This is a genomic window from Verrucosispora sp. CNZ293 (genome assembly GCF_002754655.1).
In genome coordinates, this window is record NZ_PEFR01000001.1 from 2,351,152 (window position 1) to 2,363,796 (window position 12,645).

Sequence of the window (12,645 nt, forward strand, 5' to 3'; positions counted from 1 at the left end):
CCGGCGTAAAGCCGAAGCAGGAGCGGGTCGATGATCAACTCAGCCCCTTCTTCTCCGCCCTCGCCTGCCCGCAATGCGACCAGCCGTGGGCTGGCCAACCGGTAAAGTGGCACGGCTCATCATCGGTCTCGGCGTTCGTCCGCTCAGGATGAGATGAAGGCAACGTCGGATGACGATCTCAACGTCATCGGTCATTCGTTCTAATGAGGGTGTTGGCGATCCGTCGAGAGCGACGAACGGCCCGGCGGCGGGGTCATCACCGTGCACTCGGTGGTTTCGTACGCCGTACGCATTACGGATGAACGACCGCACCCGTTCGGTGTCGACGGCGACGACAGTGTCATCGCGCAGGAGATCGGCGGCACCGTTCGCGACCCAATCGCCTTTCGTTGGAGTGCGATCATGTCCCAGCCGCTTGATGAAGATGATTTCACCGCAGGTCATGAGGTCGGCGAGCCGGTCTTCTGCGTAGCGATGAGCGCCGGCAAAGACCAGTCGACGTAGCGCGCGCTGCAACATCACGTCGTCCGTGACGGTTGGGGTGCCGAGCCAGCCGTAGACCGCAGCGAGGTCTTCGAGGTGGTCGCCGGTCAGCAGAGTCGGTCGGGAGTAATCGACAGCCTCCACTGCTGACAAGACCGCTGATCCACTGCCGATGATCGGGAAGTCGTCATCGTGTTGCTGAAGGATCGTGCGGGTGACCACCGCCGAGCCACCACAGACGATCCGCAAGGCCGTCACGAGCCGCTGGCCGGGTTCCAGAAGTGACGGAAAGTCAGGCGCGGCCGGATTCTCGGGAAGGTCAGCAGTCGACATGACCGGATACGGCCTCGTCAGGGTCAACGCCCACTGGTGTTCAGGATCGACGCTGACAAACAACGGGCCGCCGCCGAACTCAGCGGGAACGGCACCACGCGAGATCGCCCAGCTCACCTGACTATCTGTCATCGGTTCCAGGACCACGTCACCATCAAGACACAACTGCTTTACGTCGGTGGTTACCTGCAGTGCGTTCAACGGCAGAAACTCAACGACACGGACGTGGGCGGCACGCAGTCCGCTTTCCAAACGCGAGTACGCCTCAGCGAAGGCGGTGGGCTCGAAGCGGTAGGCGCGCAGTCGCACGACCATCGGCTCGAGGAGTTCCTTGATCAGCAACCACTCAAGCTGCCGGGCTTTGAGGGAGAACTCCACACCGACGACCTTATCGACCCGCTTGCCCAGGACAGGATCAGCGGCGAACGCCTCACGGACCGGCTGCATCGCGGGAACCCGATCGAGCCAGCCGAGCGTCGACACTGCCGGCGGCATCGCCCAGGTGTCACGCTTCTTCGCGCCGAACTCGCGCTGACCGAATCGGTTCCAGCCGTTGGTGTCGAGTTGATCGGTGAAGGTGGGCATACCCTCGGCGGAAGCCAGAGACGCAAGGGCGACGTCCATCAAAGTTGCTACCGCTGTCCGGAGATCGGGTGCGGGTTGTTTGAGCGCTGCGGCGTGCATCGTTGTGTCCTCGCGCTGGCGTACCGCTCGGTGGCGGGCTGGCTCGAAGACCAGCTCTCCAGGATGTCTGGATACCGATGCTCGGCGCAACTGAATTTGGCTTCTCCTTGCAGGGCCCGCTGTCGGAAACCCACCCCGTACCCTCGTCCGGCAGGACCCTCACACGTTCAGCAAGGGGTACACAACGCCGCCCGGCTGGCTTTGCACATGAGCTCTCAGCTTGAGGGAGACGTCGTGAGTGCCTGTCGTCGTACGGTTGACCTGACGCGTTAGCGAAGGATGCGGTGTAGCACGACGTCGTGCTCCTGATAAGTCGCCAATGGGGCGGCCAGGATGGCAGGGGCGAGCATGACAGCTGGTGGGTGCTGCTGGGCTTGCAGGGCGGTGGCGGCGTCCATGGCGATCAGTTCGGCACCGTAGGTGTCGGCGACGATGGCGGCGATGTGCTGGCCAGCGTGATCGATGTCGCCGGCGTAGCGCAAATGAAGGCCGTGGTGCACGGCGAGGCGGAACAAAGTGTGGTCGACGGCGCGTAGCTGTCCGCTGGTGCAGGCCAGTGGCTGTGTGGAGCCGGTGAGGTAGGCGACTTCCAGGACGGACGGGTTCTCCACGACGGTGAGGACTTGCGCGTCGAGTGTCGGCGGCTGGTCCAGTAGGTCGAGCAGGGTGAGGGCGACGGGGGTGTGGCTGTCGCGGAGCCGCCGGTCGATGGGTCCGTCGCCGGTGGTATGGACGTTGAACAGCAGCACGGTGGCCGACAGCCGGTCGGCCACGATGCCGGATTCGGCCAGCAGCGCCCGTACGAGGTCGGGTCGGGTTGGTATGGGCTGGCCGGTGTGTTCGGCGATGGCGGCTACCAGACGTCGGCCAGCGAGGCGGTCGAGGTCGAAGTAGTGCGGGTTGCCAACGGTGTCGTGGGCGAGCTTGGCCAGCGGTTTCGATGGTTTTAGGGGTAGCTGTTTCACGACTAAGGCCAGGGCGGCGATGGTGGTGCGGATGTCGGTGTCGTCTTCACCGAGGCCGGCGGTGCGCATGCGGGTGACCAGCTGCGGGAGCCCGGGTAGCTGGTCGGCGGCGTGTTGCCAGAGTTGGTCGCGGTGGACGGCGGCGGTGCGGGCTGTGGCGCTGCGGTCGACGATCGGGGCGTCGATGGCGAGCTCCGCGATCGTGACGAGGTGGCCGGGCGTGAGGTCGAGGGCGGTGAGCAAGTCGCGGACGGGCACGGTGATGGTGGTGCCGGTGGCGGTGACGGCTGAGGTTCTGCGGCGGCGCCGGGTGGTGGTGTCGAGCCAGGTGCGTAGCTGGGCGAGGCCGGCGTGGTTCATGTCGGTGACGCGGACGGTGGTGAGTGTTTCGGGGGTGGTGCCGGCGCAGAGTCGGTCGTGGATCGCCTGCCAGAGCGGGTGCAGGTCGGTGTCGGTGGCGAGGTAGGTCAGGTCGGTGGGCACCGTGGTCAGCTCTCGGTGGGGGTGACGGTCGGTAGCGGCAGGGTGATGGGGGTGGCTTCGCCAGCACCGTTCCACAGCCAGGGGATGGTGACGCGGTGACGGCCGGCGGTGGTGATGACTTCGTGGATGACGACGTCGCGGGATTCGCGTTTGATCAGTGGGGCGATCGACGGGGTGGTGGCGAGCACGTCGAATTGCCAGGTCCGTAGCAGGGCCAGGACCTGGCGCAGGTTCTTGTCGTCGAAGGCGGCGTCGATCTCGTCGATGGTCAGCAGGCGGGGGCCCTGGTAGGTGGTGCCGGAGTACATGGACCAGGCGGCGGCGAGTAGCGGCAGCATGGTGGCCAGGCGGGATTCGCCGGTGGACAGGCTCTTGAGCGGGTTGGAGCGGGCGTTGACCGGTTTGAACTGGTCAGCGCCGAAGCTGCTGTGGGTGACGCTGATGTGCCACTCGTGCCAGGAGCGGTAGTCGAAGGTGTGGGCGACGCGGTCGGTCCAGGTTTCGTCGCCGGCTTCTTCCATCCGGCGGCGTAGGACGTCGTACATCGTCTCGAAGACCTCGTCGGAAGGCGGTGCGGTGAGCAGGTCGACCATCTGGCGGGCGTTGTCGTCCTCGCGGACTTTCCAGTCGACCTGTACGCCGACGCGAGCGACCCCGGTGCGCACGTTCTGCAGGGTGGCGCGGATCTGGCGTACCAGCTCTTGGGCGGCTTCGCGGCGTTGCTGAATGTCGCGGCGCAGCTGGATGAACGTCGAGGTCTTCAGGATGCCTTTGATGTCGTGGCGCAGGTCGGCTTCCAAGCCCGCGACGGTGGTGCGCAGGGTCGCGGCGGCGTGGCGTAGGTCGTCGCCGACGGCGGCGTTGGGGGCAGCGAGGGTGACGCGGCGCCAGTCGGTGTTCTCCAGGGTGGTGATGTCGAGTTGCTGGTCGAACGCGGCGAGGGCCTGGTTGACGGTGCGGGTGGTGTTCTCGAGCTGACGCAGCATCCGGTCGCGGTTGCCGATGAGGGCGTCCAGGCGGGTGGCTCCCTGTCGTTGTGCCAGGATCCGGCGGGCCCAGCTCAGCGCGGCGGTGATGTTGGCGGGGGTGCCGTCGCTCTCGTGCGCAATGTCGTCCGGGACGTCGGCGAAGCCGTAGGTGGCCAGCAAGCCCATCCGGTGGTGGTATCGGCTCCGGGCCTGTTCGGTCTCGGCTCGTTGCGGTGCGAGGTTGGTCAGGGTCAGGCGGGCTTCGGCTTCGGCGACCTCGTGCTTGCCGTGCTGCTTGCCGAGCGCTTCGTCGTCGGCCTGCCGGGCGTCGTGTTCAGCGTCGAGAGTCTCGCGGGTACGCAGTAGGTGGGTGTATTCGGCGCCGTACAGGGCGCGGGTTTGTTCGACGCGGGCCTGCAGGCTGACGGCGTTCTGCTGCAGGTTGCCCGCCTCGGTCGCAGCGGCCTGCGCCTGGGAGGCGGCGCGCCCGGCCGTTTTTTCGCTGGTGTGGGCGGTGGTGAGAAGGTCGAGGGTGCGTTGGGCGGCGTTGGACCAGGTGCTGATCTGACGATCGAAGCTTTCGACCGCTTGCCGGTGCCGGTTCAACGGTTGGACGCTGGTGGGCAGCATGGTGCTGTCCGGCTGCGTGGCCGCGGTGTTGACGGCCTGCTGCGCCTGCGCGACGCGGGCGCCGGATTCGCGTTGCAGGCGTTCGTGGTCGGTGACGCGCGCTCGGGCGGCGATGGCGGCCTGTTCTGCGGCGTCCTCGTCCCGCAGGGCGTGTCGTAGGTCGACGAGGTCGGGGAAGGCGTCTTCTTCGTGGGCGCACCGGTATTCGGCGGCGTGGGCCTGATCACGGTGGTCGACCGCGGTGACCAGTTCAGCGCGCATCGCGTCCAAGTGTTCGGTGGCGGCGGTCTCGGCCTCAAGCGCCTCCTGCAGGGCGTCACCGGCAGAATCGAGCCGTTGGCGGGCGTCGAGCACGCTGCGGTCGATGGTGGCGCGGGTAGCGGCGACGGCGGCCAACGCGCGGGCAAGGACGGCGTCGGCATCGGCGACGGCTTTGGTGGTGCGCTGCTGGGCGGCGGCGAGCGCGAGGCGTAGCTGGACCAGAGTGTCGCGAGCCTGAGCGATGTCGTCGGTCGCGGGAAAGCTGTCGACCTCGGCCTGGGCGGCTTGTGTGGCCTGGTGCAGCGACTGCAGATGCTGCTGCGCGCCGGTGAGGGTAGCGGCGGCGGCGCCGAGCTGCTGTTCGAGGTCGATGACCCGGGCGAGGCGGGCGCGTTCCCGGGCGGTACGGCCGATGAACGCAGCGCGGTAGTCGCGCGGGGCGGTCGCGATCAGCGGGCCGACACGCAGACGTCCGGCGGTGGTGTCGCTGTCGTGGTCGTCGATGGTGATGCTGCGCAGCAGGGTGGTGATGCGGTGCGGGTCGATGCCGCTGTCCGCTTCGGCGGTCAGTAGGTCGGCGAGGCTGCGCCCAGGAACCGGCTGGTGGGGTGACAGGGTGAGGTCTCCGTCGCCGATGAGCCGCCCGTCATGGGTGATCACCGCGTCGAGCAGGCCTGAGACCAGCAGGGCGCCTTCCAGCCGGTCGGCATGGCCGGAGTCTGTGCGGGGTGCGAACGCGACCGCCGCCCAGAACGGGACTCCGGCGTTCGGGGCCCGCACGGCACGCCACGGCGGTGCCGCGGGTACCGGTGACTGCCGGCGGGCGTTGCGCAGCTCAGCCTCGAGGTCGTCGACGGTGTGCTGGGCTTGGTCGCGGTCGTGTTCGGCGTCGGCGATGCTGCGCTGCAGCCGCGCGGTGAGCGTGGCGTGTGCCTGCTGGACGGCTCGTGCCGGCTGGTGCAGGTCGACAGTGTCCAGGTCGTCGGGCAGGACGACAGCGGCCGGGTCGAGGTGGACCAGCGAGCTCTGCCATACGGCGACATGCTGAGCCCAGGTGCGTGCGGCGGCGGTGGCGGCAGCCCAGCCGGCGGCGAGTGCTTGTTCGGCATCCGTGGTGATCTGCTGCGCGGCCTCGTCCGCGGCCTCGTGTGCCGCGTGGTCCTGCCGGGCGCGTTCGTCGGCGGCCTCGTGATCGAGCGCGGCTTGCTGCTGTGCTCGGGCAAGGCCGAGTTCGGCCTCGACCGCCGCTGCTGCCGCCTTTTCGCGTTTGCCGACCACGACGCTCAGGGCGGTCTCCGCGGCGGTGACGTTGCGGCCGGCGTTGAGGACGTCTTGTTCACGTGCGGCGAGCGCGATCCGTTGCCGGGTGCTGGTGCCGGCTCGGTGCAGCCAGCTCACCAAAGCGACTGGGTCGGTCCTCTCGCCGGTGTCGAGCAGGTGTGCGGGTACGGCGGGTAGCTCGACGCGGTGGCTGTCCCACTGCCGCACCGCGGCACCGAGTTCAGCTTCTCTGGCGTGTCGCGCGGTGACGGCCTGCTCGGCAGTCTGGTCGTACCGGTCGCGGTCGGTTTCGGCGGCACGTACCTGGGCGGCGGCGCCGCGCTGGCCCTCGCGGGCTATGTCGAGTTCACGCATGGCCGTGTCGATGCGCTGCAGGACCTCCAGACGTGCCTGCACCCAGCTGCGGGGCGTGCCGGCCAGCTGGGCCAGACCGTCAGCGTCACCGGTGACCCGGGTTTACTGCTGGTGAGCTGGTCACTGGTGTCGGCGATACGGTCGACGAATGCCTGTGCACCCACTTCGGCGGCGCCGGCCAGTAGGTGGGCCACGAGTTCGCTCAGGTGCCGCTGCCCGCTTCCGGCCTGCTCCAGCGCTTCCTGGGCTGCGCCGGCGGTCAGCTGCGCGTCGCCGTCCAGGTCGTCTCGTCGCTGCCGCGCCGCGTCGTGCAGCTTGTGCAGCTCGGCCAGGCGTTCCTCGAGCTGGGGCAGTTCCGCGCCGGCGTGGTCGCGTAGGGCCGCGTCGGTCGCTTGGAGCTTGCCTTTCAGTCCGGTGATCGTGGTCCTCAGCTCGGCGCGTTGCGCGGCCACGGCCTGCGCGGCTCGTGTCGCCTCGTTCAGCTTGTCCTCGGCGGCGCGCACCTGACGGGCGTGATCGTCGAAGACGGTCTGGGCGTGGGAAAGCTGCGCGGCCTCCACTGCGGTGACCATGTCGAGGTAGCGTCCGTACTGCTGCTCGGCCTGCTCCAGCTGGCGGGTCTCGGACCGGGCTTGTTGCAGCTGGCGTTCCAGGTCGGCGATGCGTTCCATAGTGTCGGCGATGAACTGCAACGCCCGCGGATCTAGGGCGGGCAGGGCCTCGGTCAGGACCGTCCGCATGGCGTTCGGGGAGATGGCCTCCGCGGTGCGCACGCTGCGCAGACTGCGCAGAACGCCGAGCAGCGCATCGAACTGCACCGCGTCCAGCGGGGCGAACAACGTGGTGCGCACGGCGTCGCGGTACTGGTCTTCGTCCGCGACGTGCAGATGTGGTTTTGCCTTGCTGGTGAGCCGCTCGTGAGAGGTGAACAGCCGGCCGTCGAGGGCGGCCAGTTGCGCGGCGAGGTCCTCCACGGCGACCGGATCGCGGTCACGTTGAAGGTGCACGTCGATGCCGATGCGGCCGGGCGTGAGGAAGAACGCTCGTTGCAGGCTGCCGCCCTGCGACCGCAGCCACAGCCCGGTGGTCAGGTAACGGACTTCCTCTGAGTCGGCGGTGCGCAGTCCGTATTCCAGCCACCAGGCTCCGGTGCGGTCCTCGGTGGTGGTGCGGTCGGTGTGCCGGTCGATGAGGGTGCCGGCGGCCTCCCCCGAGACTGACAGGGCTTTCTGTGAGGTGTCGGCGTCCAACAGCATGGTGACCAGCATCGAGGCGGTCAGGGATTTGCCGGATCCGTTCGGGCCGGCCAGGGCCAGCCAGCCGTCGGCGAACAGGAACACCTCGTCGGTCCAGGCCCAGGAGTTGACCGCACCGGCCCGGGTGGGCTGCCACCGGCCGAGCACCCACGGGACACCGAGACCGGCCACGTCCTCGACGGCCGGCTCGGGCAGGCGCCAGACCTGGTGCGGGATCACACTCACTGCTGCTGCTCCCCTGCCGTGGTGGTCATGCTGAACAGGTTGTCCGGTTCCGGTACGACCGGGGTGCGGGTGCGTGGTTGCTCGCGGTGCCGAACGCGGACTCGCCACAGGTGCACGCCGGGCGTGATCTGCCACCGGTCGTCGTCGCTGGTGGCGTGCAGCAGCCCGGCGGCGACCAGCTCGGTTGCCGCGGCGTGGGCAAGGGCCGTGGTGCGTTCGGCGTAGCCGGCTGCCCACCGCGGCGTCTGGGCTCGGATCCGCTCCACCATCGTGGTGATGTCGGTGACGCTCACGTACTGGTCGGTGTGCTCCGGCAGGATGGCCAGCAGTGCCAGCGCCGCCTGCCGTTCGATCCGTCGGCCCTGCGGGAAAGCACCGGTGGTCGCTGATGCCGCCGGGTCGGTGATCTCCCACCAGTCGCGGCGCACGGTGCTGACCAGGCCCAACGCTGACGCGACGGTGAGGGCGCGTTCCCGGCCGGTCAGGGTGGCGAGGTAACCCACATCGTTGGGATCATCGCCGGGGTCCGCGGCCGGATCGTCGGCGACGCGCCGTAGCGCCGTCAACCGGCGGCCCTCCACCCCGGTGCGTCGTTGCGCGGCGGCGACCGGGTCCGCGTCGGGCAGCGACACTGCGGTCAGCGCTTCGACGTGCTGGTCGGGTGGCCGGTCGTTGAGCGCCAGCAGGGTTGGCGACAGGGACGCGAATTTGTTGGCGAGGCTGTCCCGGTCGGCGGTGATGAAGACCTCGGCGTCCTCATCGGTTACGGCTCGTTCCAGGTCGGCGTCGACGGTGATCTCGCCTTCGGCCTGCAGCAGCCGGATGGCGTCGACGATGTTCTCGCGGGCGGTCTGTGCCTCCTTCTTGCTGACCCCGTCAGCGGCGACGATCCGGAATGCGGGTAGCCGTCCGGTCGCCGCTTCGGCGGCGCACACCTGAGCGACCGACTGCAGTAACTCGCGCAGGCTGATGCGGGGGCGGCGCCACAACTGCTCGCAGACCAGGGCCACCAGCACGAGGGCGTGGGCCGGGGCGAGGTCGCCGCGGCCGGTCCGGCGCGGCAGATGCGGCCCACGGTCGGCGGGTACGTCGTCACGGCGTTTGTGCAGCCGGACCACTCCGGACACATCGTGGATGTGCAGGCTCCAACCGAGCTCGGCGCGGAAGAACTCGGTGAGTTCGCGGCGGCCACGCAGCACGTGCCGGTAGCGCACCGGATCATCAGCGGCGGTGATGCGACAGGTCACCGTCAGATGGCGGGCGGCTTCGCTGAGGTCCGGGTCGAGGGGCCGCTGGGTCATGCCGCCCCCTGCACCCGCGCCGCTACGACACCGGTGTCGGCGGGGATGACGCTCACCAGCAGGTCGGGTGCCCACAGCACGCCCTCGGCGAACCGAACCGCCACGGTCGCGCCGGGGCGGGTGACCCGAACGCGCACTACCACGCTGGCGCCTTCGGCTTGGGCCTCGCCGTAGCCGGTGGCAGGGTCGGTGGTGTGTAGGGCGGTTTCGACGGCGCCCAGGAGAATGGCCAACGCCGGAGTCTCCAGACCGGAGAAGTGGGTCATACGAACCTCGCCGTCGGTCAGCAGCAGTGCGGTGAACCGGCGTCGGGCGGCGGTTTCGGCGGCCGCGCGCTGCAGCGCCGCGGTCCGTGCTTCGCCGGCGTCGGGGACTTTGCGGGGCCGGCCACCGGCCGGACCGCTGCGCTCGTGTTCGCGGAGCACCACCTCGACCTGATGGCGGCTTATGCCCGCGTCGGCGGCAGTGGCGAAGGTGACGTCCTCCTCGGCGGTGGCGACCGCGGCATGCACTGAAGGCCACCTGCCGAACGCTGCCGCATAGACCCGCCGGGCCCGGGCGTCGTCGGGCTGGGTGTGCAGGCTGTAGGCCAGTTCCCGGAAGTCAGCGGCCAGGTCAGAGCCCCGGCGCAAGGCGGTGTACCGGCGGTCGATCGCGACCAGCAGCGTGTGGACTGCTCCTGCGGCGGACGAGATCAGTCGTTGTACCGACCCGTCCTGGCCGAACCACGCCTGCAGGTCCATCAGGCGGCGTACCCGCTCGTCGATCCAATGCTGCTGTTCGCCAGGGTCGATCAGACCGGCATGCATCGCCGCCGTCTCCACCAGAAGCCTCGGCCCTGCGGCGTCGAGCTCGGCCAGAGTCGACTCCACTCGGCGCAGCGCGCGTTCGGACTCGCGCGGGAATTGACGTAACGCCTCGACGACCCGGTCGCGGTTCTCGCCGAAGATCAGGTCGTCGGTCACGTCGGACTGCACCATCTGCGCCAAGGCTGCGTAGAAGTCAGCCGTGACGCGCTGCATCTCCTCTAAGCGGGTACGCACGTCGTCAAGATCGGTGGAGAGCAGCCCCGGGTCCTGTACCGCGTGTTCCAGCAGTGTCCGCAGCGTACGGTCCACGCCGTCGAGGAGCCGGGTCGGCAACTGTAAAGCTCGCCGGGAATCCACGACAGCGGAGCGCACGGCACCGACCACGGCTCGGCCGACCTTGGTTAACGCCCAGGCCTCCTGGCGGCGCATCACCGCGTCCAAGCCGGAATTCAGTGCGGCATAGTCACGGAACGGGTCCACCAGATGCGCGCTGGTCAGGTAGTCGAGGACGTCGCGGAGGTCCCGGTCGGTGATCACGTCGAGGAAGCCCACTTCGCGCATCTGCACTTCGATGTCGTTCAGCGATGACATCGGCGCACGTGTGGCAAGTTCCTCCAAGGCGGCGAGGACTGCGGTATTGCGTTCCCGTGCAAGATCATCCGGTTGGCCGAAGCACCGCCACACCATGGGATCGATGTCCTGCCACCACAATCGCGGCGGGTTCGCCATGGATCCCCTCTCCGTCGGGCGCAACCTACCGCGTCATCATCACAGCGCCCTGGGACACTTTCCGATCACCCACAATCACCGATTGGTAGGAACCCGGGTCGTCAGCCGAAGCCAGAGAGCGGATCGGACACGTCCCCCTGCGGCGCAAGATGCATAGAGGCCCAGTACAGAGGAGGTCAGCCTCGCAGAGGGTCCGGTACCGCGATCCGCATCAGAGTCGTTGTCGGAAAGACGACACCTGCGGACCTGCTACGGACGTTAGTGCCGACACCTGCCGAAGGGTTGGTGATGTCGGCTAGCTGACGGCCCAGCGCCTAGCGCTGACCCAGGGTCCGGGCGCGAAGAGGCCGCCACACCCTTGCCCGGACCGGGTTGCCCTCCGAACAGTAGAAGCGCGTCGAACTCCGGTCCTTCGTCCCTGCTGGCCATGACACCTCGCCTGCCGCTCATACGGCGGCGGCCCGCGGGGCCATCGCCCACCACCTCCTCCCCCCGCCACTCGTGCACGCCGGGGGGAGTGCTCATCCTTGACGGATCGACAAGTAGGACCGTCACAAGCAGGGAGGACATACGGGGTTGTCGCGATGCTGTCGCAGCCGAACGGGGCGACGGTAGAGGTGGCAAAAGCTCAACTACCGGGAGGACGTCATGAGACAGAACCCGAACCGGGGCCGCGTCTACCGCTGCTGTGCCTGTCGTGACAGCACCGGCCGACTACTCGGCCCCCGGTGCCCCAAGCTGTCCAACGCGAGGCACGGCGGCTGGGCGTTCGCCGTCGACCTGCCGAGCCTGAACAAGCGCAGCACCATGCGCCGTACCGGTTTCGCCACCAAGGCGGCAGCCTCAGCCGCCCACTCCCATGTGCTTGAGTGCGAGCGCGCCGGTGTCAGCCTCGACGGCAGCGAGACGGTCGCCAGCTACCTCACCTGCTGGCTTGAGACCAAATCCCCGGCCCTCAAGACGAACACCGTGAACCGCTACACCGCCTATATCCACAACGATCTCATCCCCGCGCTCGGCGCCGTGCCCTTGGAGCGGCTCACTCACGACCACGTCACCCAGTTCATCAAGCGTGAGCTCGCCGCCGGCCGCGGCCCGGTCACCCTGCGCCGCTGTGTGACGACCCTGTCGAGCGCGCTCAACGACGCCCGCCGCAACCACCGGCTGCCCCACAACGCCGCCCGCTTCGCCATGATCCCCCGACCGCCGGTGCCCGAGCTCACCTGCTGGAGCACCAGCCAGACAAGCGCGTTCCTGCGGCACTGCCATGCCGTTGAGGATCCGCTCGCGGACCTGTTCGAGTTGATGGTCTGCACCGGGATGCGCAAGGGCGAGACTCTGGGCCTGCACTGGGCCGATGTGGACCTTGATGCGCGGGCACTGTTCGTGCGCTGGACGTTGGTGAGCGTCGACAACAGCCGCAGCATGTTGAACGCGCCCAAGACCCACGGTAGCCGGGCCTGGGTTGCCCTGTCCACCCGCGCCGTCGACGCGTTGCAGCGGCAACGCCGCCGCCAATGCCGGCAACAGGTGACCGCCCGCCATCACGACAATCTCGACCTGGTGTTCGCCAGGCCCGATGGGCAACCCCTACGGCCGCAGTACGTGCTCGACCACCTGCGCCGCCTCACCGCCGACGCCGGGCTTCCGGCAATTCGGGTGCACGACCTGCGACACATCGCCGCCACGATCATGATCAACCATGGGGTGCCGATCGCCGTGGTGTCCAAGACGCTGCGCCACAGGAACGTGGCCACCACCATCGACATCTACGGCCACCTCACCCGCGACGCCGCCGCCGACGGCGTGAGCGCCACCTGCGCGGCCCTCGACGCGGCCGACGCCCGGGCCGCCTGACCGCCGCTGCAAGATCCGCGTGAGGC

General features: G+C 68.6%; 7 protein-coding genes. 1 reads left to right on the forward strand and 6 read right to left on the reverse strand.

Annotation, left to right across the window (positions count from 1 at the left end):
- Nucleotides 1-39: 39 nt before the first annotated feature.
- The 6 genes from CLT74_RS10745 to CLT74_RS10770 form a co-directional block, all read right to left on the reverse strand.
- Entirely contained in the window at nucleotides 40-1,500 is a 1,461-nt protein-coding gene (locus CLT74_RS10745; protein ID WP_143697136.1) for a hypothetical protein, read from the reverse strand.
- A gap of 269 nt (nucleotides 1,501-1,769) precedes the next feature.
- Nucleotides 1,770-2,948, reverse strand: a complete 1,179-nt coding sequence (locus CLT74_RS10750; RefSeq protein ID WP_486582235.1) for a TIGR02679 domain-containing protein — start codon at nucleotides 2,946-2,948, stop codon at nucleotides 1,770-1,772.
- A gap of 5 nt (nucleotides 2,949-2,953) precedes the next feature.
- Nucleotides 2,954-6,442: an SbcC/MukB-like Walker B domain-containing protein gene (locus tag CLT74_RS10755; protein ID WP_143697137.1), complete on the reverse strand. Its 3,489-nt coding sequence runs from the start codon at nucleotides 6,440-6,442 to the stop codon at nucleotides 2,954-2,956.
- Nucleotides 6,424-7,923 (reverse strand): hypothetical protein, encoded by a 1,500-nt coding sequence (locus CLT74_RS10760; RefSeq protein ID WP_143697138.1) that lies wholly within the window; start codon nucleotides 7,921-7,923, stop codon nucleotides 6,424-6,426. Before CLT74_RS10760 ends, CLT74_RS10755 begins: the two co-directional genes overlap by 19 nt.
- On the reverse strand, nucleotides 7,920-9,224 hold the full coding sequence (locus CLT74_RS10765) for a DUF2398 family protein (protein WP_099846413.1): 1,305 nt from the start codon (nucleotides 9,222-9,224) through the stop codon (nucleotides 7,920-7,922). The genes CLT74_RS10760 and CLT74_RS10765 overlap by 4 nt, the downstream gene beginning before the upstream one ends.
- Entirely contained in the window at nucleotides 9,221-10,762 is a 1,542-nt protein-coding gene (locus CLT74_RS10770) for a DUF2397 family protein (RefSeq protein WP_099846414.1), read from the reverse strand. The genes CLT74_RS10765 and CLT74_RS10770 overlap by 4 nt, the downstream gene beginning before the upstream one ends.
- A 648-nt stretch (nucleotides 10,763-11,410) precedes the next feature.
- Here CLT74_RS10770 and CLT74_RS10775 point away from each other — a divergent pair.
- Nucleotides 11,411-12,619 (forward strand): site-specific integrase, encoded by a 1,209-nt coding sequence (locus tag CLT74_RS10775; RefSeq protein WP_099846415.1) that lies wholly within the window; start codon nucleotides 11,411-11,413, stop codon nucleotides 12,617-12,619.
- Nucleotides 12,620-12,645: the final 26 nt, after the last annotated feature.

Bases quoted from the DNA above. Each gene is read 5' to 3' on its own strand.
- CLT74_RS10745 (WP_143697136.1), bottom strand. From the start codon at position 1,500: ATGCACGCCGCAGCGCTCAAACAACCCGCACCCGATCTCCGGACAGCG.
- CLT74_RS10755 (WP_143697137.1), bottom strand. From the start codon at position 6,442: ATGCGTGAACTCGACATAGCCCGCGAGGGCCAGCGCGGCGCCGCCGCC.
- CLT74_RS10765 (WP_099846413.1), bottom strand. From the start codon at position 9,224: ATGACCCAGCGGCCCCTCGACCCGGACCTCAGCGAAGCCGCCCGCCAT.
- CLT74_RS10770 (WP_099846414.1), bottom strand. From the start codon at position 10,762: ATGGCGAACCCGCCGCGATTGTGGTGGCAGGACATCGATCCCATGGTG.
- CLT74_RS10775 (WP_099846415.1), top strand. From the start codon at position 11,411: ATGAGACAGAACCCGAACCGGGGCCGCGTCTACCGCTGCTGTGCCTGT.